Here is a 21,577-nt window from a genome sequence, read left to right on the forward strand (position 1 = left end):
GCACCTCAGACCCCGTGACGATCCAACCAGTGCCCGGCCAGGCTGCGTGCACGCTGGTCGGCTGCAAACACCGCCTCCAGCGTCGGCACGGCAACGACCGCTTCCTGGTTGAGCACGTGCTCGATGATACTCGGGATCTGCGGGAAGCGGATGCGCCGCTGAAGAAATGCCTCGACGGCCACTTCATTGGCCGCATTGAGCATCGCAGGGGCACTGTTGCCGGCGTCCGCCGCTTCACGCGCCAGACGCAGACACGGAAAGCGCTGCTCGTCCGGCGCCTGGAAATCCAGGCGGGCAACGGCGAACAGGTCCAGCGGCGCCACACCCGAGTCGATGCGCTGCGGCCAGGCCAGGGCGTTGGCGATCGGCGTGCGCATGTCGGGGTTGCCCAACTGTGCCAGCACCGAACCATCGACGTAGTCGACCAGCGAGTGAATCACGCTTTGCGGGTGGACCACCACCTCGACCTGGGCAGGCTTGGCATCGAACAGCCAGCACGCCTCGATCAGCTCCAGGCCCTTGTTCATCATGCTGGCCGAGTCGACGGAGATCTTGCGCCCCATGGACCAGTTCGGGTGCGCACAGGCCTGCTCCGGGGTGACGTGCTCCAGCTCGGCCTGCGGCGTTTCACGAAACGGACCACCGGAGGCGGTCAGCAGGATGCGCCGCACCCCCACCTGGGCCAGGCCGCGGGCATAGTCACCGGGCAGGCACTGGAAGATCGCGTTGTGCTCGCTGTCGATCGGCAGCAGTACCGCACCACTGCGCTGCACGGCCTGCATGAACAGGGCGCCGGACATCACCAGCGCCTCCTTGTTGGCCAGCAGCACCTTCTTGCCCGCCTCCACTGCGGCCAGGGTCGGACGCAACCCCGCCGCACCGACGATGGCCGCCATCACCGCATCCACCTGCGGGTCGGCCGCCACCTGGCACAGGCCCTGCTCGCCCACCAGTACCTCGGTACTCGACCCCGCAGCACGCAGGTCGGCCTGCAACTGCTGCGCGGCCTCATCGCCCGGCACCACGGCAAACACCGGAGCATGGCGCAGGCACAGGGCCAGCAGCTCGCCCAGGCGCGAATAGCCGCTCAGGGCATAGGCCTGGTAGCGCTCGGGGTGACGGGCAATCACGTCCAGTGTGCTCAGGCCAATGGAACCTGTGGCGCCCAGCACCGTGATCCGTTGCGGGCGGCTCACAGCGCGCCCCAGTTGGCGGCCCACAGCAGCACGGCAAACAGCGGGATGGCAGCCGTGAGGCTGTCGATGCGATCCAGTACCCCACCGTGCCCCGGCAGCAGGTTGCTGCTGTCCTTGATCCCGGAACGGCGCTTGAACATGCTTTCGGTCAGGTCGCCGACCACCGACACCAGTACCACGACGGCGGCACCGAACAGACCGAGGATCAGCTCGCCGGCGCTCCACTCGCGGGTCACGCCCACCACCGCCGTGATCACCAGGCTCAGCGCCAGGCCACCGTAGACACCTTCCCAGCTCTTGCCGGGGCTGACCTGCGGCGCCAGCTTGCGCTTGCCAAAGGCCCGGCCCGAGAAGTAGGCGCCGATATCGGCACCCCATACCAGGACCATCACCGCCATGATCAGCCAGTTGCCCAGGGGCCAGTGCTTGATCAGCACCAGGCCTTGCCAGGCCGGCAACAGCACCAGCAGGCCGATCAGCAGGCGGCAGGCCACACTGGCCCACAGCTCGCTGGTACGCGGGTAGGTCAGCACCAGCCAGGTGGCCAGCGCCCACCACAGCACCGAAACGCCCAGCACCCAGGGTGCCAGCTCCGGCATCAGGTGCAGCAGCATCAGCAGGCCGGCGACCACCACGGCATAGGCAACCCGCAGGCCCTGGGCGATCAGCCCGGCCAGGCGGGCCCATTCCCAGGCCCCAAGGGTGACCACCAGGCCGATGAACAAGGCAAAGTTCGCCCCGTCGAGCAGGAAAAACCCGCACAGGGCAATCGGCAACAGAATCAGCGCAGTGATGATGCGTTGTTTAAGCATTAAGCACGGGCTCCAGCCTCGACCTGCTCGCTGGTTTTACCGAAGCGGCGCTGGCGCGAAGCGAAATCGGCCAATGCAGTGCGCATGGCCTCGTGTTTGAAGTCCGGCCAGAACAGGTCGGAGAAATACAGCTCGGCGTACGCCAGCTGCCACAGCAGGAAGTTGCTGATGCGGTGCTCGCCACCGGTGCGGATGCACAGGTCGGGCAACGGCAGATCGCCTGTCGCCAGGCACGGCTGCAGCAACTCGGGGGTGATGTCTTCCGGGCGCAGATGCCCGGCCTGCACTTCACGCGCCAGGCGCTGGGCGGCCTGGGCGATATCCCACTGACCACCGTAGTTGGCGGCGATCTGCAGGATGAAGCGATTGCTGCCTGCGGTCAGCGCCTCGGCCTCGCGCATGGCAGCCTGCAACTCAGGGTGAAAGCGCGAGCGATCACCGATGATGCGCAGGCTGATGTTGTTCTCGTTGAGCCGCCTGGCCTCGCGGCGCAGCGCCGAGAAGAACAGCTCCATCAGCGCACCGACCTCGTCGGCCGGGCGCTGCCAGTTCTCGCTGGAGAACGCGAACAGGGTCAGGACCTCGACCTTGGCCTCGGCGCACACCTCGATGACCGCGCGCACCGCATCCACGCCTGCCTTGTGCCCGGCAACGCCGGGCAACAGGCGCTTCTTCGCCCAGCGATTATTTCCATCCATGATGATCGCGACATGGCGCGGCACCGATGGAGGCACACCCTGCTTGGTCTTTTCCATTGAAAAAAGTCCCGGCCCTTAAACGGCCATCAGGTCCTTTTCTTTCTCTTCGGTGGCCTTGGTGATCTGGGCCTCGGTATCTTTGGTCAGCTTGTCGATATCAGCGATGGCGCGACGCTCTTCGTCTTCACTGATTTCCTTGTCCTTGACCAGCTTCTTCAGCTCACCCAGAGCATCGCGGCGAATGTTGCGCACAGCAACGCGCGCGTCTTCGGCCGCACTGCGCGCCTGCTTGGTGAAGCCCTTGCGGGTTTCTTCGGTCAGGGCTGGCATGCTGATCAGCAGCAGCTCACCCAGGTTGGTCGGATTGAGATTCAAGCCGGCGCTCTGGATGGCCTTGTCGACGGCAGCGAGCATGTTGCGCTCGAAAGCCACCACCTGCAGGGTGCGCGAATCTTTCACGGTTACGTTGGCCACGCCGCTGATCGGGGTGTCGGTACCGTAGTAAGGCACCATCACGCTTGCCAGGATGCTGGGGTGTGCCTTGCCGGTACGAATCTGGCCGAACGCATAAGCCAGAGACTCCAGGGATTTCTGCATACGCGCTTGGGCGTCTTTCTTGATTTCGTTGATCATTTTTGAACTTCCTCGATCAGGGTCCCTTCAGCGCCACCATGCACGATGTTCAGCAGGGCGCCAGGCTTGTTCATGTTGAAGACGCGCAACGGCATCTTGTGGTCTCGGCACAGACAGATAGCTGTCAGGTCCATCACGCCCAGCTTGCGATCCAGCACTTCATCGTAGGTAAGATGATCGAACTTCTCGGCATGCGGGTCTTTGAATGGGTCTGCAGTGTATACACCATCGACCTTGGTTGCCTTCAATACCACGTCGGCATCGATTTCGATGGCGCGCAGGCAGGCGGCGGAGTCGGTGGTGAAGAACGGGTTGCCGGTACCGGCCGCGAAAATTACCACTTCTTTCGAGTTCAGGTGGCGCATGGCCTTGCGGCGATCGTAGTGATCGGTCACGCCTACCATGGAGATCGCCGACATGACGATGGCGGTGATGTTGGCGCGCTCCAGCGCATCGCGCATGGCCAGCGCATTCATTACCGTGGCCAGCATGCCCATGTGGTCGCCGGTAACGCGATCCATGCCCGCTGCGCTGAGCGCCGCGCCACGGAACAGGTTGCCGCCGCCGATCACCAGGCCGACCTGCACACCGATACCGACCAGCTGGCCGACTTCCAGCGCCATGCGATCCAGCACCTTGGGGTCGATGCCGAACTCTTCCGAGCCCATCAGGGCCTCGCCGCTAAGCTTGAGTAGAATGCGTTTATAGCGAGCTTGATAACCACTGCCCTGCTGAGCCATTGCGAATCTCTCCTGCGGCGTTTTGAAAAAAAATCTGGGCGGGCTGTTTTCAGCCTGCTAACTGTAGCGTGGCGCAGCGACTGCGCCAGCGAAAGGGCGGCGTTGTAAACCGCCCCCGCTTTGACAAAGAGGCTGCGCGCGTGAGCGGGCAGCCTCTTTGGGGCGACAGAGGTGACTCTGTCTTACTGCTTGGCAGCAGCCAGCTGTGCAGCAACTTCTTCAGCGAAGTTGTCGACTGGCTTCTCGATGCCTTCGCCTACCTTGAAGTAGGTGAAGGAAACGATTTCGGCACCGGCTTTCTTGGCCAGCTCGCCGACCTTGATTTCCGGGTTCATGACGAAGGCTTGCTCGACCAGGCTGGCTTCGGCCAGGAACTTCGAGATACGGCCTTTGACCATGTTCTCGACGATGTTCTCAGGCTTGCCTTTGATCTTCTCTTCGTTCAGCTGCAGGAACACGGCTTTTTCGCGCTCGATCGCTTCAGCCGAAACTTCCGACGGCAGCAGGAACTCAGGGTTGCTTGCCGCCACGTGCATGGCGATCTCTTTGGCCAGTTGGACGTCGCCGCCCTTCAGGACCACTGCAACACCGATCTTGTTGCCGTGCAGGTAGGTACCGACAACGTCACCTTCAACGCGCACCAGGCGACGGATGTTGACGTTTTCGCCAACCTTGGCCACCAGGGCTTCACGAGCAGCTTCACGCGCAGCGATCAGCGGCGCAGCGTCGGTCAGTTTTTCAGCGAAGGCTTGCTCGACGCTTTCGGCGACGAAGGCCTTGAAGTCGTCTTGCAGGGCCAGGAAGTCGGTCTGCGAGTTCACTTCCAGCAGGACAGCGGACTTGTCGTCGGCCTTGATGGCGATGGCGCCTTCAGCGGCAACGTTGCCAGCTTTCTTGGCTGCCTTGATGGCACCCGAAGCGCGCATGTCGTCAATGGCTTTTTCGATGTCGCCGCCAGCCTTTTCCAGGGCTTTCTTGCAATCCATCATGCCTTCGCCGGTACGCTCGCGCAGTTCTTTTACCAGCGCTGCAGTAATTGCTGCCATTTCAAATTCCTCTTGGATAGGTTTTCAACCATTCCACCCGATACCTGACGGGCGTTCAATTCTGGAAATCCACTGCCAGAGCACATGCAGCTCGCAATGATGCAACGGCGACGCTGACAAGAGGATTTCAAGGTGGCAAAAAGGGGGCCAAGCCCCCTTTTTGCGTGCCGAGTCGACGCTAAGCGTCAGCTACTCAGGCTTCGGCAGCCGGTGCAGCTGCTTCTTCTGCGAACACTTCGGTGCCGCCGGCAACGTTGTTGCGACCACGGATAACGGCGTCAGCCATCGAACCCATGTACAGCTGGATGGCGCGAATGGCGTCATCGTTGCCTGGGATGATGTAGTCAACGCCTTCCGGGCTGCTGTTGGTATCGACAACGCCGATGACCGGGATACCCAGCTTGTTGGCTTCGGTGATAGCGATGCGCTCGTGGTCAACGTCGATCACGAACAGGGCATCAGGCAGGCCGCCCATGTCCTTGATACCACCCAGGCTGCGGTCCAGTTTTTCCAGATCGCGGGTGCGCATCAGCGCTTCTTTCTTGGTCAGCTTGGTGAAGGTACCATCTTCGGCCTGGGTTTCCAGGTCGCGCAGACGCTTGATCGAAGCACGGATGGTCTTGTAGTTGGTCAGCATGCCGCCCAACCAGCGGTGATCGACGTACGGCGAACCGCAACGTGCTGCTTCTTCAGCAACGATCTTGCCAGCGGAACGCTTGGTGCCGACGAACAGAATCTTGTTTTTGCCCTGGGCCAGGCGCTCTACGAAGGTCAGTGCCTCGTTGAACATCGGCAGGGTTTTTTCAAGGTTGATGATGTGGATCTTGTTGCGCGCGCCGAAAATGTACTTGCCCATTTTCGGATTCCAGTAACGGGTTTGGTGACCGAAGTGCACACCGGCCTTCAGCATATCGCGCATGTTGACTTGGGACATGATAGTTCCTTGATAAGTCGGGTTGGGCCTCCACGTATCCCAATGACCAACCCCGAAACCGAAGTCAGGGGCACCCAGGCCATCGTGTCGACACGTGTGTGGGTTTGAGCAGACGGGGCTATCCCCGAAAGCGGCGCATTTTATACCACACAAGTGAGCCGAGCGAAACCGAAAAAACAGACGACACCCGAGGGTTGCACCCGCCCTGCTCACGCAGCGACCGATGCAATCAAAATAAATAGTAGGCAATGCCCCGCAGCCCAGGCCCCAGCCCGCCGCCTCGCTCTGTTAGAATCACGCCTTTCCCGTTTCATTTGCGCCTGCGCGCGCCGTAGAGAGCCTGCAATGACCGTCACTATCAAAACCGCCGAAGACATCGAAAAGATGCGCGTCGCCGGCCGCCTGGCCGCCGAAGTCCTGGAGATGATCGAAGAACACGTCAAGCCCGGTGTCACCACCGAGGAACTCGACCGCCTGTGCCACGACTACATCGTCAACGTGCAGCAGGCCATCCCCGCGCCCCTGAACTACAAGGGCTTCCCCAAGTCGATCTGCACCTCGGTCAACCACGTGGTGTGCCACGGCATCCCGGGCGACAAGCCGCTCAAGGATGGCGACACGCTGAACATCGACGTGACCGTGATCAAGGACGGCTACCACGGCGACACCAGCCGCATGTTCCACGTCGGCACCGTGCCGGTATGGGCCGAGCGCCTGTCCCAGGTCACCCAGGAGTGCATGTACAAGGCCATCGAGCTGGTCAAGCCGGGCTGCCGCCTGGGCGACATCGGCGAAGTGATCCAGAAGCACGCCGAAAAGAACGGCTTCTCGGTGGTGCGCGAGTTCTGCGGCCACGGTATCGGCAAGGTGTTCCATGAAGAGCCGCAGATCCTGCACTACGGCCGCGCCGGTACCGGCATGGAACTCAAGGAAGGCATGACCTTCACCATCGAGCCGATGATCAACCAGGGCAAGGCCGACACCAAGGTGCTGGGCGACGGCTGGACCGCCATCACCAAGGACCGCAAGCTCTCGGCGCAGTGGGAACACACCCTGGTGGTCACCGCCACCGGCTACGAGATCTTCACCCTGCGCAAGGACGACACGATCCCGCGCACTTCGGCCTGACCCTCACAGGAACGTCATCGATGCCCCAGGTGGACCCCGAGCTGTTCGACCGCGGCCAGTTCCAGGCGGAACTGGCCCTCAAGGCCAGCCCCATAGCGGCCTTCAAGAAAGCCATCCGCCAGGCCGGCGAGGTGCTCGACGGGCGCTTTCGCAGCGGCCGCGAGATCCGCCGACTGATCGAGGACCGCGCCTGGTTCGTCGACAACATCCTGCAACAGGCATGGAACCAGTTCAGCTGGAGCGAAGCCGCCGACATCGCCCTGATCGCCACCGGCGGCTACGGGCGCGGCGAGCTGCACCCCTATTCCGACATCGACCTGCTGATCCTGCTCGATGACGCCGACCACGAGGTGTTTCGCGACTCGATCGAGCGCTTCCTCACCCTGCTCTGGGACATCGGCCTGGAAGTCGGCCAGAGCGTGCGCTCGGTGGACGAATGCGCCGAACAGGCGCGGGCCGACCTCACTGTGGTCACCAACCTGATGGAAAGCCGCACCATCTGCGGCCCCGAACACCTGCGCCAGCGCATGCTCGAGGTCACCAGCACGGCGCACATGTGGCCGAGCAAGGAATTCTTCCTGGCCAAGCGCGCCGAGCAGAAGGCGCGCCACCACAAGTACAACGACACCGAGTACAACCTGGAACCCAACGTCAAGGGCTCCCCCGGCGGCCTGCGCGACATCCAGACCGTGCTCTGGGTAGCGCGCCGCCAGTACGGCACGCTCAACCTGCATGCGCTGGCCGGCGAAGGCTTCCTGCTGGAGAGCGAGAACAACCTGCTGGCCTCGTCCCAGGAGTTTCTGTGGAAGGTGCGCTACGCCCTGCACATGCTCGCCGGGCGCGCCGAAGACCGCCTGCTGTTCGACCACCAGCGCAGCATCGCCGCGTTGCTGGGCTTTACCGATGACAACCCCAAGCGCGCCATCGAACAGTTCATGCAGCAGTACTACCGGGTGGTGATGAGCATCGCCGAGCTCAGCGACCTGATCATCCAGCACTTCGAGGAAGTCATCCTCGCCGATGACAGCGCCAGCAGCACCCAGCCGCTGAACCCGCGCTTCCAGCTGCATGACGGCTACATCGAGGCGGTGCGCAGCAACGTGTTCAAGCGCACCCCGTTCGCCATGCTCGAGATCTTCGTGCTGATGGCTCAGCACCCCGAAATCAAGGGCGTGCGTGCCGACACCATCCGCCTGCTGCGCGAGCACCGGCACCTGATCGACGACGAGTTCCGCAACGATATCCGCAACACCAGCCTGTTCATCGAGCTGTTCAAGTGCGAGATCGGCATCCACCGCAACCTGCGCCGCATGAACCGCTACGGCATCCTGGGGCGCTACCTGCCCGAGTTCGGCCTGATCGTGGGGCAGATGCAGCACGACCTGTTCCACATCTATACGGTCGATGCGCACACCCTGAACCTGATCAAGCACCTGCGCAAACTGCAGTACACCCCCGTGTCCGAGAAATTCCCGCTGGCCAGCAAGCTCATGGGGCGCCTGCCCAAGCCCGAGCTGATCTACCTCGCCGGCCTGTACCACGACATCGGCAAGGGGCGTCAGGGCGACCATTCCGAGATCGGTGCGGTGGACGCCCAGGCATTCTGCAGCCGCCACCAGCTGCCCGCCTGGGACAGCCGGTTGATCGTGTGGCTGGTACAGAACCACCTGGTGATGTCGACCACTGCCCAGCGCAAGGACCTCTCCGACCCGCAGGTGATCCACGACTTCGCCCAGCTGGTCGGCGACCTGGTGCACCTGGACTACCTCTATGTGCTCACCGTGGCCGACATCAACGCCACCAACCCGAGCCTGTGGAACTCCTGGCGCGCCAGCCTGCTGCGCCAGCTCTACACCGAAACCAAGCGGGCCCTGCGCCGCGGCCTGGAAAACCCGCTGGAACGCGAAGAGCAGATCCGCCAGACCCAGAGCGCAGCTCTGGACATCCTGGTACGCGAAGGCACCGACCCGGACGACGTCGAACAACTGTGGTCGCAACTGGGCGATGACTACTTCCTGCGCCACACCGCCGCGGACGTGGCCTGGCACTCCGACGCGATCCTGCAGCAGCCGGCCGACGGCGGCCCGCTGGTGCTGATCAAGGAGACCACCCAGCGCGAGTTCGAGGGCGGTACGCAGATCTTCATCTATGCCCCCGACCAGCACGACTTCTTCGCCGTGACCGTGGCCGCGATGGACCAGCTCAACCTGAACATCCACGACGCACGCATCATCACCTCCAGCAGCCAGTTCACCCTCGACACCTACATCGTGCTCGACAACGACGGCGGCTCGATCGGCGACAACCCGCAGCGCGTCAAGGAAATCCGTGAAGGCCTCACCGAAGCCCTGCGCAACCCCGACGACTACCCCACCATCATCCAGCGTCGGGTACCGCGCCAGCTCAAGCACTTCACCTTCGCGCCCCAGGTGACCATCCTCAACGATGCCCAGCGCCCGGTGACCATCCTCGAGCTCAGCGCCCCGGACCGCCCGGGCCTGCTGGCACGCATCGGCAAGATCTTCCTGGAGTTCGACCTGTCGCTGCAGAACGCCAAGATCGCCACCCTGGGCGAGCGGGTGGAAGACGTGTTCTTCATCACCGACGCCGACAACCAGCCGCTGTCCGACCCTGAACTGTGCCGCCGCCTGCAGGCCGAGATCGTCGAGCAGTTGCGCGTCGACCAGGCCACCGGCGTCGAGATGACCCGCCTCACCCTTTGACCGATTGACGAGACCCAGCGCCAATGAACAACGCTTTGAACCAGCTTCAGCCCTACCCGTTCGAGAAACTGCGTGCCCTGCTCGATGGCGTGACGCCGGCCGCAGACAAGCGCGCCATCGCCCTGTCGATCGGCGAGCCCAAGCACGCCTCGCCGGCATTCGTGGCCAAGGCGCTGGCCGACAACCTCGACAAGATGGCGGTGTACCCCACCACCCTGGGCCTGCCCGCGCTACGCGAAAGCATCGTGCACTGGTGCGAGCGCCGCTTCGGTGTACCGGCCGGCTGGCTGAATGCCGCACAGCACGTGCTGCCCGTCAACGGCACCCGCGAGGCGCTGTTCGCCTTCACCCAGGCGGTGGTCAGCCGTGGTGAGGACGCGCTGATCGTCAGCCCCAACCCGTTCTACCAGATCTACGAAGGTGCCGCGTTGCTCGCCGGCGCCCAGCCGCACTACCTGCCGTGCCTGGACAGCAACGGCTTCAACCCGGACTTCGACGCGGTGCCAGCCGAGATCTGGCAGCGTTGCCAGATCCTGTTCCTGTGCTCGCCAGGCAACCCGACTGGCGCACTGGTGCCGCTGGACACCCTGAAAAAACTCATCGCACTGGCCGACGAGCACGACTTCGTGATCGCCGCCGACGAGTGCTACAGCGAGCTGTACTTCGACGAGCAGGCCCCGCCACCCGGCCTGCTCAGCGCCTGCGTGGAACTTGGCCGCAGCGACTTCAAGCGCTGCGTGGTGTTCCACAGCCTGTCCAAGCGCTCCAACCTGCCAGGCCTGCGTTCGGGCTTCGTGGCCGGCGATGCCGAGATTCTCAAGGCCTTTTTGCTCTACCGCACCTATCACGGTTGCGCGATGCCGGTACAGACCCAGCTGGCGAGCATCGCCGCCTGGAACGACGAGGCGCATGTCCTGGAGAACCGCGACCTGTATCGCGAGAAGTTCGACGTCGTGCTGCAGGTGCTGGCCCCGGTAATGGATGTACAGAAGCCCGACGGCGGTTTCTACCTGTGGCCGAGGGTCCCCGGCGATGACGCGCAGTTCTGCCGCGACCTGTTCGAACAGCAGCACGTGACCGTGGTGCCGGGCTCGTACCTGTCTCGCGAGGTGGAGGGCTTCAATCCGGGGGCCGGACGCGTGCGCCTGGCGCTGGTGGCCCCGCTTGCCGAATGTGTCGAGGCGGCCCAGCGCATCCGCGCATTCGTCGAAGGCTGAGCCGGTACGCCTGGTCGGCCGACCGATAGATAAGTAACGCCCAAGGCCCGGTCGGCCCGCCAATCATGGAGCTCCACTCAACAGGAGCTCCAGCATGGACATACCAACCTTGTGCAAGGTCACCCAGGTGGCCGATCAGCAGCAATCCTACGAAACAGCCCTGAAAGAAAACCCGCTCAACGCCCCGCAGCCCTCGCGCTCGGGTCGTCAGAAACGCGGCGTTGCCTACCACAGCCGCCTGTGGGCGCCGGGCCGCACCCTGCTCATCGCCTTCGCGGCCGACGTACCGGAACAGACGCAACAGAGCATCTTCGAGGTTGCCTGCCAATGGCTGGCGTACGCCAACCTCAAGTTCCAGCGCACCGCCGACTGGGCCGAGGCACAGATCAGGATCGAGATGAAGCCAAGCGGCACGGGGATCAACCATTCACTGGTCGGTACCGACGCCTTGCTCCGCGAAGACAGCACCATGACCCTCAGCGACTGGCCTGGCGATGAGCAGTTCCAGCGCAGCGTGCTGCATGAGTTCGGGCACGCGCTGGGCCTGGACCATGAGCATCAGCACCCGGATGCGGACATCCAGTGGAACCTGGCCAAGCTGCTGGAATACGCCGAACAGGTCGGCATGCCCATGGAAGAGATTGCTGAAAACTTCCTCAACAGGATCGAACGCACGCAGGCATTGCACAACGCCTACGACCCGGGTTCGGTCATGCACTACCCGATTCCGGCCACCTTCACCCTGAACAATGTGGCTTTCACCGGCTCGGCGCAGCTCAGTGACGGCGACAAGGCGCTGGCGGGCAAGGCCTACCCCTTCACCCCGGCACACCCGTGAAGTACACCCCGCCCAGCCCGGCAGCGGGCGAGACCTGGGCGCCAGCATGCGCCTGACCTGTCCGCGCGACTGACCCCCAGCGCGGGGCCGCCATGCGACCCCGAGCACTTCACTTGACCGGCCCCAGGTTGGCCTCGCTCATGTCCAGCTCACCCAGCACCTGGCGCACCACGTCATCACCGATCTGGTGCTGGCGGTGCAGGTTGTACAGCTCCAGGCGCTGCGCCCGCAGCGCCCGCAGGCGCAGGCGTCGCTCCAGCTGATCCATCTGCGCGGCCAGCGCCTGGGCCTCGGCACTGTCGTTGAACACGTCCAGTTGCTGCCGGTACTCGGCCATCAGGCGCGCCTTCAACTCGGCGGCCAGTGCGGCCTGGGAGGCATCCTGGGGCGCGCCGGGCTCCACCAGCTCCTCGGCCTCCAACGCATGGATCGCCGCCTCGGCGGTGCGCCGCCAGGCCTCGCGCGCCTCCTGGCGCAGGGTATCGTCGGGGCTCTTCTCCACCCCGCGCAGCAGCAACGGCAAGGCAATGCAGGCCGATACCAGCGACAGCAGAATCACCCCTGCGGCAATGAAGATCAGCAGGTCGCGTTCGGGGAACGCCTTGCCCGCGCCGATCAGCAGCGGCACCGACATCACGCCCGCCAGGGTCACCGCCCCCCGCACGCCGCCCACGGTCAGCAGCCAGCACGAACGCGCGTTGGGCACCAGCACCAGGTCTTCCTTGCCGCGCCAGCGCCGGATCACCCCGATCAGGCGCCAGATGCTCTGCACCCAGATGAACCGCAGCGCCAGCAACACCAGGAAGATCGCCACCACATCCAGGCAGCGGTACAGCAGGGTTGGCCACAGCGATGCCTCATGGCTGGTCACCGCCTTGGCGATATCGGGCAGTTGCAGGCCCAGCAGCAGGAAGATCAGGCCGTTGAAGGCGAACTCCAGCAGCGACCACACACTGCGGTTGAGCAGGCGCGTGCTGGTCTGGCGCGGCAGCAGGTCAAGCCAGCTCTGCATCATGCCCGCCGCCACCGCCGAGAGAATGCCCGAGGCGCCCAGGCGCTCGGCCAGCACATAGGCGGCGAACGGCAGCAACAGCATGAACACCACGTGGGTGGCCGGGTCGTCCCAGCCGCGCGCGATCATCCACACCCGCAGGCGCCCCACCAACCAGCTCAGCGCCACGCCGATGGCCAGGCCACCCACGGCCACCAGCACGAAGGTCACACTGGCCTCGGCCAGCGAAAACACCCCGGTGATCGCCGCCACCAGCGCAAACTTGAACGTCACCAGGCCCGAGGCATCGTTCATCAGCGCCTCACCCTGCAGCATGTGCATCAACGGGGTGGGCAGGCGATCCTGGCTGATTGCCGACACCGCCACCGCGTCGGTGGGCGACAGCACAGCGGCCAGGGCAAAGGCCACCGGCAGCGGTATGCTCGGCAGGATCCAGTGGATGAAATAGCCGGCCCCCACCACCGTGAACAGCACCAGCCCCACCGCCAGGGTCAGGATCGGCCCGCGCAGGCGCCAGAACTCGCGCTTGGGCATGCGCCAGCCATCGGAGAACAGCAACGGGGGCAAGAACAGGAACAGAAACAGCTCAGGGTCCAGGGCCACGTGCAGGCCCAGGGTCGGCCAGGCCAACAGCGCACCGGCACCAATCTGCACCAGCGGCAGTGGCAGCGGGATCAATCGCCCCACCAGTTTCGAGACACTGACCAGCATCAGCAGGATGAGAACGGTATAGGCTGACTGCATACGGCGTGTTTTTCCTGTTCAGTTTCAAATACGCTCAACGGCCAGGGTTATGCCATTGAAACAACATGTTACCGGGATCTGCATGAACACAACCGCTCCACCTAAGTCGCAGACCCGCCGGCAATCTGTAACACAATGCTACAAATGAGGAGCCTCGCATGATCACCCCCGCGTCGACCCTATTGACCCACGATAGCCCCAACCGTGCGCTGCTGGTCATCGATGTGCAAAACGATTTCATCCCCGGCGGCGCCCTGGCGGTGCCCGGTGGCGACGAGATCGTGCCGCTGGTCAACCAGCTCGGCCGCCAGTTCGAGCGCGTGGTGCTGGCCCAGGACTGGCACCCGGCCGGGCACGCCTCGTTCGCCTCGAGCCACCCGGGCAAGAATCCGTTCGAGGTCATCGAACTGTCATACGGGCCGCAGACACTCTGGCCCGACCACTGCATTCAAGGGAGCCCCGGCGCACAGTTTCACCCGGACCTGAACATTGCCCACGCACAGCTGATCGTGCGCAAGGGCGGCAACCGCCAGGTCGACAGCTACTCGGCGTTCACCGAAGCCGACCAGACCACCCCCACCGGCCTGGCCGGCAACCTGCGCGAGCGCGGCATCGACACGCTGTTCCTGTGCGGCCTGGCCCTGGACTTCTGCGTGGCCTGGACGGCACTGCACGCACGCCGCGAAGGGTTCGCCACCTATGTGGTGCTGGACGCCTGCCGCGCCATCGATACCGCAGGCTCCTGCGCGGCGGCGATGGCACAGATGCAGGCTGCCGGGGTGCAGTTCATTCAGGCGCGGCAACTGGGCGGCGCCAGCCGTGGCGCCCTGCCCGATGTTGTCGCATAATCCAGCCCACCCATTCTTCGAGGAGTTTCGGGGCGGCTGCGGGAACACCCGCGCGCCCTTAACGTTCAATGGCTTATATTCTCTTCGGCATCAAAGCCTGTGACACGATGAAGAAAGCCCGTACCTGGCTTGAAGAACACCACATCCAGTACGACTTTCACGACTACAAGACCCAGGGTATAGACCGGGACCACCTGAACCGCTGGTGCGACGAGCACGGCTGGCAGGTGGTACTCAACCGCGCAGGCACCACCTTCCGCAAGCTCGATGACGCGCAGAAGGCCGACCTCGACCAGGCCAAGGCCGTCGAGCTGATGCTGGCACAACCCTCGATGATCAAGCGCCCGGTGCTCGACCTGGGCGGCAAGACCCTGGTCGGTTTCAAACCGGACCTGTACGCGGCAGCCCTGCGCTGAACCGCGACGCCTTCACTCAATTTCGCAAGAGGTAACCGCATGTCCACTTCACTGTTCAGCCTGGCCTTCGGCGTCGGCACTCAAAACCGTCAAGGCGCCTGGCTGGAAGTCTTCTACGCACAGCCACTGCTCGCCCCGAGCGCCGAGCTGGTCGCAGCCGTCGCCCCGATCCTGGGCTATGAAGGCGGCAACCAGGCCATCGCGTTCAGCAACGCCCAGGCCGCGCAACTGGCCGAGGCCGTCAAGGGCGTCGACGCCGCCCAGGCTGCACTGCTGACCCGCCTGGCCGAAAGCAACAAGCCGCTGGTGGCCACGCTGCTGGCCGAAGACGCCACCCTGAGCTCCACCCCTGAGGCCTACCTCAAGCTGCACCTGCTGTCGCACCGCCTGGTCAAGCCCCACGGCCTGAGCCTGGCCGGCATCTTCCCGCTGCTGCCGAACGTGGCCTGGACCAGCCAGGGCGCCATCGACCTGGCCGAACTGGCCGAGCAGCAACTCGAAGCCCGCCTCAAGGGCGAGCTGCTGGAAGTGTTCTCGGTCGACAAATTCCCGAAAATGACCGACTACGTGGTGCCGAGCGGCGTGCGTATCGCCGACAGCGCCCGCGTACGCCTGGGTGCCTATATCGGCGAAGGCACCACCATCATGCACGAAGGCTTCGTCAACTTTAACGCCGGCACCGAAGGCCCGGGCATGATCGAAGGCCGCGTTTCGGCGGGCGTGTTCGTCGGCAAGGGTTCGGACCTGGGCGGCGGCTGCTCCACCATGGGCACCCTGTCGGGCGGCGGCAACATCGTCATCAAGGTCGGCGAAGGCTGCCTGATCGGCGCCAACGCCGGTATCGGCATCCCGCTGGGCGACCGCAACACCGTCGAAGCCGGCCTGTACATCACCGCCGGCACCAAGGTGAACCTGCTCGACGAAAACAACGAGCTGGTCAAGGTGATCAAGGCCCGCGACCTGGCTGGCCAGACCGACCTGCTGTTCCGCCGCAATTCGCTAAACGGCGCGGTCGAGTGCAAGACCCACAAGTCGGCCATCGAGCTGAACGAAGCGCTGCACGCCCACAACTAAGTGGTACGATCGGGTCTGGCCCTCTGCCAGACCCGATATCAGGCCCTACACATCATGTTCCAGCCCTCTCCCTGGCGCGCAGACTTCCCTGCCATCGCCGCCCTGCAACGCCAGCACCAGACCTACCTGGACAGCGCTGCCACCACGCAGAAACCCCAGCACCTGCTCGACGCCCTGAGCCACTACTACACCCAGGGTGCGGCCAACGTGCACAGGGCCCAGCACCTGCCCGGCGCACTCGCCACCCAGGCCTTCGAGGCCAGCCGCGAAAAAGTCGCCGCCTGGCTCAATGCCGCCGATGCGCAGCAGATCGTGTTCACCCATGGCGCCACCTCGGCGCTCAACCTGCTGGCCTATGGCCTGGAATGGCGCCTGGAGGCGGGCGACGAGATCGCCGTCAGCGCCCTGGAGCACCACGCCAACCTGCTGCCCTGGCAGCAGTTGGCCCAGCGCCGCGGCCTCAGGCTGGTGATCCTGCCCCTCGACGCCAACGGGCATATCGACCTGGAGGCGGCCCTGCAACTGATCGGCCCGCGTACCCGCGTGCTGGCGGTGAGCCAGTTGTCGAATGTGCTCGGCACCTGGCAGCCGCTGCAACCGTTGCTCGACCACGCCCGCGCCCAGGGCGCCCTCAGCGTGGTCGATGGCGCCCAGGGCGTGGTGCACGGGCGTCACGATGTACAGCAACTGGGCTGCGACTTCTATGTGTTTTCCAGTCACAAGCTGTATGGCCCGGACGGCCTTGGCGTGCTCTATGGGCGCCGCGAGGCGTTGGGCCTGCTGCGTCACTGGCAGTTCGGCGGCGAGATGGTGCAACTGGCCGGCTACCAGCAGTCGAGCTTTCGCGCCGCCCCGCTGGGTTTCGAGGCCGGCACGCCGCCGATCGCCAGCGTGATCGGGCTGGGTGCCAGCCTGGATTACCTGGCCAGCCTCGACGCCACCAGCGTGGTCGAACATGAAGCCGCCCTGCACCGCCATCTGCTGCGCGGCCTCAACGATCGTGAAGGGGTGCGGATACTGGGCGTGCCGCAACTGGCCCTGGCCAGCTTCGTGGTCGAGGGCGTGCACAATGCCGACCTTGCGCACCTGCTGACCGAACAGGGCATCGCCGTGCGGGCCGGTCATCACTGCGCCATGCCGCTGGTCAACAGCCTGGGCCTGGATGGCGCGATCCGCGTGTCGCTGGCGCTGTACAACGATTCCCACGACCTGGAGCGCTTCTTCAGCGCCCTGGACCAGGCCCTGGAGCTGCTGCGATGAGCCTGCCCGACGCCGCCCGCGAGGCGCTGGATGTATTCGAACAGGCTGCCGGCTGGGAGCAGCGCGCCCGCCTGCTGATGCAATGGGGCGAGCGCCTGCCCCCCCTGGACGCGACGCAGCAGTGCGAGGCCAACCGCGTGCACGGTTGCGAAAGTCAGGTGTGGCTGGTGGCCGAACAAACCGACGGTCGCTGGCACTTCAAGGCCGCCAGCGATGCGCGGCTGCTGCGCGGCCTGCTGGCGCTGCTGCTGGTGCGGGCCGACGGCTTGACCGGCAGCCAGCTGCAGCAGCTGGACCTGCCCGCCTGGTTCACCGCCCTGGGCCTTGGACGACAGCTCTCGCCGTCCCGCAGCAACGGCCTGAACGCCGTGCTGCGGCGCATGGCTCAGCTCACCGACGGCGCCTGAGCCGCTACGCGATCGGCCGGGCGGCGCTTGCCACCCACCAGTTTCTCCACGGCCTTGCTGGCAGCGACCATGCCGAAGGTCGCCGTCACCATCATCACCGCGCCGAAACCGCCCGAGCAGTCGAGCTTGACCCCGTCCCCGACGAAGCTCTTCTGCAGGCAGATACCGCCATCGGGCAGCGGATAGCGCAACTGCTCGGTGGAGAACACGCACGGCACCCCGTAGTTGCGGCTCACGTTGCGCGAAAACCCGTGGTCGCGGCGCAGCGTCGAACGCACCTTGGAGGCCAGCGGGTCGTTGACCGTGCGGTTGAGGTCGGCCACCTGGATCTGCGTGGGGTCGAGCTGCCCGCCCGCACCGCCGGTGCAGATCACCTGGATCTTGCGCCGCTTGCACCAGGCAATCAGCGCAGCCTTGGCCATCACGCTGTCGATGCAGTCGATCACGCAGTCGATATGGTCGGTGATGGTCTGGGCCAGGTTGTCGCGGGTGACGAAGTCCACCACCGCGTGCACCTTGCAGTCCGGGTTGATTGCGCGCAGGCGCTCGGCCATCACCTCGACCTTGGGCTTGCCCACGTTGCCCTGCAGCGCATGCAACTGGCGATTGGTGTTGCTCACGCACACGTCATCCAGGTCGAACAGCGAAATTTCGCCAACGCCGCTGCGGGCCATGGCCTCGGCCGCCCACGAGCCGACACCGCCGATGCCGACGATCGCCACATGCGCCTCGCGCAGGCGTTGCAAGCCCTGCTGGCCATACAACCGGGCAACACCGGCAAAGCGTGGATCTTCTGTACTCATGGCCCAACCCTGAAAAAACCGGCGCGCATTATAGGCCCCACAACGCAGGATGACAGCCCGCAACCGACGCACTAATTGCCATGAATTGGTAAACCTGGCGCCAACCCTGCTTTAATGACCGGTGCAAACCCTGCTTTGGACGGCAATTGTACGGGCTTCAGAACTTCAGCATCTGAGGAAAATCCAAGCGCTACATGCACCCGTTTCCTATACCACGCTACCTGCCTGGTGCGTAGGATCCGTGCCCGCCGGCGCTTGCCCGTTCCACTTTTCGGAACCCGAAATATCTATGTCATCGCGTAAATTTGGTATCAACCTGGTGGTCGTCATGGCGATTGCCGCGCTATTCACCGGGTTCTGGGCACTGATCAACCGCCCGGTGTCCGCCCCCGACTGGCCGGAGCAGATCTCCGGCTTCTCGTATTCGCCTTTTCGCCTGGGCGAAAGCCCGCAAAAGGGCCAGTACCCGACCGAAGCCGAGCTGCGCGAAGACCTCGAGCAACTGAGCAAGCTGACCGACAGCATCCGCATCTATACGGTGGAAGGCACCCAGGCGCTGATCCCGCGTCTGGCCGAAGAGTTCGGCCTGCGCGTGACCCTGGGTGTGTGGATCAGCCCCGACCTGGAACGCAACGAGCGCGAAATCGAGACCGCCATCCAGTTGGCCAACACCTCGCGCAGCGTGGTGCGGGTGATGGTCGGCAACGAGGCGCTGTTTCGCGAAGAGGTCACCCCCCAGGCCCTGATGGACTACATGGACCGCGTGCGCGCCGCAGTGAAGGTGCCGGTCACCACCAGCGAACAGTGGCACATCTGGAAGGAAAACCCCGAGCTTGCCGGGCACGCCGACCTGATCGCCGCGCACATCCTGCCCTACTGGGAATTCATCCCGGTGAGCCAGGCCGAGCAGTTCGTGCTCGACCGCGCCCGCGAGCTCAAGCAACTGTTCCCGCGCAAGCCGCTGCTGCTGTCCGAGGTCGGCTGGCCCAGCAATGGCCGCATGCGCGGCGGTGCCGACGCCACCCAGGCGGATCAGGCCATCTACCTGCGCAGCCTGGTCAACCTGCTCAACCGCCAGGGCTACAACTACTTCGTGATCGAAGCCTACGACCAGCCCTGGAAAGCCAGTGACGAAGGTTCGGTGGGCGCCTACTGGGGCGTGTTCAATGCCGCGCGCCAGCAGAAATTCAACTTCGAGGGCCCGGTGGTGGCCATTCCGCAGTGGCGCGTGCTGGCCGTGGGCTCGGTGGTGCTGGCGATGCTGTCGCTGACCCTGTTGCTGATCGACGGCTCGGCGCTGCGCCAGCGCGGGCGCACCTTCCTGACCTTCATCGCGTTCCTGTGCGGCTCGGTGCTGGTATGGATCGGCTATGACTACAGCCAGCAGTACAGCACCTGGTTCAGCCTCACCGTGGGTTTCCTGCTGGCGCTCGGCGCGCTGGGGGTGTTCATCGTGCTGCTGACCGAGGCCCATGAACTGGCCGAGGCGGTATGGACGCACAAGCGCCGCCGGCTGTTCCTGCCGGTGGAGGCCGACAGCGCCTATCGGCCCAAGGTGTCGGTGCATGTGCCGTGCTACAACGAGCCCCCGGAGATGGTCAAGCAGACCCTCGATGCCCTCGCGGCGCTGGACTACCCGGACTTCGAAGTGCTGATCATCGACAACAACACCAAGGACCCGGCCGTGTGGGAACCGCTCAAGGCCCATTGCGAGCTGCTGGGCGAGCGCTTCAAGTTCTTCCATGTGGCACCGCTGGCAGGTTTCAAAGGTGGTGCGCTGAACTACCTGATCCCGCACACCGCCAAGGACGCCGAAGTGATCGCGGTGATCGACTCGGACTATTGTGTCGACCGCAACTGGCTCAAGCACATGGTGCCGCACTTTGCCGACCCCAAGATCGCCGTGGTGCAATCGCCGCAGGACTACCGCGACCAGAACGAAAGCACCTTCAAGAAGCTCTGCTACGCCGAGTACAAGGGCTTCTTCCATATCGGCATGGTCACCCGCAACGACCGTGACGCAATCATCCAGCACGGCACCATGACCATGACCCGGCGCTCGGTGCTCGAAGAGCTCGGCTGGGCCGACTGGTGCATCTGCGAAGATGCCGAACTGGGCCTGCGCGTGTTCGAGAAGGGTTACTCGGCGGCGTATTCCCACGAGAGCTACGGCAAGGGCCTGATGCCCGACACCTTCATCGACTTCAAGAAGCAGCGCTTTCGCTGGGCCTACGGCGCGATCCAGATCATCAAGCGCCACACCTCCAGCCTGCTGCGCGGCAAGGACACCCAACTGACCCGCGGCCAGCGCTACCACTTCCTGGCCGGCTGGCTGCCGTGGATCGCCGACGGCATGAACATCTTCTTCACCGTGGGTGCGCTGCTGTGGTCGGCGGCCATGATCATCGTGCCGCAGCGGGTCGACCCGCCGCTGCTGATCTTCGCGATCCCGCCGCTGGCGCTGTTCGTGTTCAAGGTGGGCAAGATCGTGTTCCTGTACCGCCGCGCGGTAGGGGTCAACCTCAAGGACGCATTCTCGGCGGCGCTGGCAGGGCTGGCGTTGTCGCACACCATTGCCAAGGCGGTGCTGTACGGGTTCTTCACCAGCAGCATTCCGTTCTTCCGCACGCCGAAGAACGCCGACAGCCACGGGCTGCTGGTGGCACTGGCAGAGGCCCGCGAGGAGCTGTTCATCATGCTGCTGCTGTGGGGCGCGGCGCTGGGCATCTACTTGGTGCAGGGCCTGCCGAGCAACGACATGCGCTTCTGGGTGACCATGCTGCTGGTGCAATCGCTGCCGTACCTGGCGGCGCTGATCATGGCCATGCTGTCGTCGCTGCCCAAGCCTGCGGATGCCACGCAGCCCGCACCTGCCGCCTGATAAACCGCCATCGCGGGTCAAGCCCGCTCCCACAGGGATTGCGCAGTACCTTGTGGGAGCGGGCTTGACCCGCGATAGGCCCGCACAGACAGCACAGATCCACAGTCCCTTCCCCGCACTTTTGCTATAAGATAACGCCCCTTCTTTTTGCCCCAGCCTTGCACCCC

Annotated in this window: 19 protein-coding genes; 10 read left to right on the forward strand and 9 right to left on the reverse strand. The window is 64.4% G+C overall.

Translation table 11 applies throughout. The features are described 5' to 3' along the window. Positions 1–5 precede the first annotated feature (5 nt). The 7 genes from ispC to rpsB all read right to left on the reverse strand — a co-directional run bounded on the left by ispC (position 6) and on the right by rpsB (position 6,059). Positions 6–1,196, reverse strand: a complete 1,191-nt coding sequence (gene ispC / locus JZZ72_RS08040) for a 1-deoxy-D-xylulose-5-phosphate reductoisomerase (RefSeq protein WP_210014266.1) — start codon at positions 1,194–1,196, stop codon at positions 6–8. Continuing rightward, complete coding sequence (locus JZZ72_RS08045) at positions 1,193–2,008, reverse strand: phosphatidate cytidylyltransferase (RefSeq protein ID WP_054915002.1); 816 nt, start codon at positions 2,006–2,008, stop codon at positions 1,193–1,195. Before JZZ72_RS08045 ends, ispC begins: the two co-directional genes overlap by 4 nt. Next, complete coding sequence (gene uppS, locus JZZ72_RS08050; protein ID WP_043863255.1) at positions 2,008–2,763, reverse strand: polyprenyl diphosphate synthase; 756 nt, start codon at positions 2,761–2,763, stop codon at positions 2,008–2,010. The genes JZZ72_RS08045 and uppS overlap by 1 nt, the downstream gene beginning before the upstream one ends. An 18-nt stretch (positions 2,764–2,781) precedes the next feature. Then, complete coding sequence (frr, locus tag JZZ72_RS08055; protein ID WP_043863254.1) at positions 2,782–3,339, reverse strand: ribosome recycling factor; 558 nt, start codon at positions 3,337–3,339, stop codon at positions 2,782–2,784. Further along, the gene (pyrH, locus tag JZZ72_RS08060; RefSeq protein WP_038614006.1) at positions 3,336–4,079 is read right to left on the reverse strand and encodes a UMP kinase; all 744 of its coding nucleotides are present in this window, start codon (positions 4,077–4,079) and stop codon (positions 3,336–3,338) included. Before pyrH ends, frr begins: the two co-directional genes overlap by 4 nt. A gap of 182 nt (positions 4,080–4,261) precedes the next feature. After that, entirely contained in the window at positions 4,262–5,125 is an 864-nt protein-coding gene (tsf, locus tag JZZ72_RS08065) for a translation elongation factor Ts (RefSeq protein WP_043863253.1), read from the reverse strand. A 193-nt stretch (positions 5,126–5,318) separates the two neighbouring features. Further along, positions 5,319–6,059: a 30S ribosomal protein S2 gene (gene rpsB, locus JZZ72_RS08070; protein WP_043863252.1), complete on the reverse strand. Its 741-nt coding sequence runs from the start codon at positions 6,057–6,059 to the stop codon at positions 5,319–5,321. Between the two features lie 345 nt (positions 6,060–6,404). Here rpsB and map point away from each other — a divergent pair, with 345 nt between their 5' ends. The 4 genes from map (at position 6,405) to JZZ72_RS08090 (ending at position 11,965) form a co-directional block, all read left to right on the forward strand. Further along, positions 6,405–7,187, forward strand: a complete 783-nt coding sequence (map, locus tag JZZ72_RS08075; protein ID WP_043863251.1) for a type I methionyl aminopeptidase — start codon at positions 6,405–6,407, stop codon at positions 7,185–7,187. Positions 7,188–7,207: 20 nt separating this feature from the next. After that, complete coding sequence (locus tag JZZ72_RS08080; protein ID WP_043863250.1) at positions 7,208–9,910, forward strand: [protein-PII] uridylyltransferase; 2,703 nt, start codon at positions 7,208–7,210, stop codon at positions 9,908–9,910. A 23-nt stretch (positions 9,911–9,933) separates the two neighbouring features. Continuing rightward, complete coding sequence (dapC, locus tag JZZ72_RS08085) at positions 9,934–11,127, forward strand: succinyldiaminopimelate transaminase (RefSeq protein ID WP_210014267.1); 1,194 nt, start codon at positions 9,934–9,936, stop codon at positions 11,125–11,127. Between the two features lie 94 nt (positions 11,128–11,221). Beyond that, on the forward strand, positions 11,222–11,965 hold the full coding sequence (locus JZZ72_RS08090) for a M12 family metallopeptidase (RefSeq protein ID WP_210014268.1): 744 nt from the start codon (positions 11,222–11,224) through the stop codon (positions 11,963–11,965). 109 nt (positions 11,966–12,074) lie between these two features. Here the strand turns inward: JZZ72_RS08090 and JZZ72_RS08095 are convergent, their stop codons facing one another. After that, the gene (locus JZZ72_RS08095; protein WP_054915004.1) at positions 12,075–13,721 is read right to left on the reverse strand and encodes a Na+/H+ antiporter; all 1,647 of its coding nucleotides are present in this window, start codon (positions 13,719–13,721) and stop codon (positions 12,075–12,077) included. Between the two features lie 158 nt (positions 13,722–13,879). Here JZZ72_RS08095 and pncA point away from each other — a divergent pair, with 158 nt between their 5' ends. The 5 genes from pncA (at position 13,880) to JZZ72_RS08120 (ending at position 17,726) form a co-directional block, all read left to right on the forward strand. Next, a complete protein-coding gene (gene pncA, locus JZZ72_RS08100; protein ID WP_116053055.1) occupies positions 13,880–14,569 on the forward strand; it encodes a bifunctional nicotinamidase/pyrazinamidase in 690 nt (229 codons plus the stop codon). Between the two features lie 68 nt (positions 14,570–14,637). Then, entirely contained in the window at positions 14,638–14,985 is a 348-nt protein-coding gene (locus JZZ72_RS08105) for an ArsC family reductase (RefSeq protein WP_043863246.1), read from the forward strand. A gap of 39 nt (positions 14,986–15,024) precedes the next feature. Then, positions 15,025–16,059, forward strand: a complete 1,035-nt coding sequence (dapD, locus tag JZZ72_RS08110; RefSeq protein ID WP_210014269.1) for a 2,3,4,5-tetrahydropyridine-2,6-dicarboxylate N-succinyltransferase — start codon at positions 15,025–15,027, stop codon at positions 16,057–16,059. Positions 16,060–16,113: 54 nt separating this feature from the next. Continuing rightward, a complete protein-coding gene (locus tag JZZ72_RS08115) occupies positions 16,114–17,319 on the forward strand; it encodes a cysteine desulfurase (protein WP_210014270.1) in 1,206 nt (401 codons plus the stop codon). Beyond that, the gene (locus JZZ72_RS08120) at positions 17,316–17,726 is read left to right on the forward strand and encodes a SufE family protein (protein WP_210014271.1); all 411 of its coding nucleotides are present in this window, start codon (positions 17,316–17,318) and stop codon (positions 17,724–17,726) included. Before JZZ72_RS08115 ends, JZZ72_RS08120 begins: the two co-directional genes overlap by 4 nt. Here JZZ72_RS08120 and tcdA read toward each other — a convergent pair. Further along, the gene (gene tcdA / locus JZZ72_RS08125) at positions 17,705–18,529 is read right to left on the reverse strand and encodes a tRNA cyclic N6-threonylcarbamoyladenosine(37) synthase TcdA (RefSeq protein WP_054915008.1); all 825 of its coding nucleotides are present in this window, start codon (positions 18,527–18,529) and stop codon (positions 17,705–17,707) included. The genes JZZ72_RS08120 and tcdA overlap by 22 nt on opposite strands. A gap of 289 nt (positions 18,530–18,818) precedes the next feature. Between tcdA and JZZ72_RS08130 the strand changes: the two genes are divergently transcribed. Then, positions 18,819–21,410 carry a glycosyltransferase gene (locus JZZ72_RS08130; protein WP_058541483.1) on the forward strand — a complete coding sequence of 864 codons (2,592 nt, stop codon included), beginning with the start codon at positions 18,819–18,821 and terminating at the stop codon, positions 21,408–21,410. Positions 21,411–21,577 lie beyond the last annotated feature (167 nt).

Origin of the sequence: Pseudomonas palmensis (assembly GCF_017848315.1) — a bacterium.
Lineage (GTDB): Bacteria > Pseudomonadota > Gammaproteobacteria > Pseudomonadales > Pseudomonadaceae > Aquipseudomonas > Aquipseudomonas palmensis.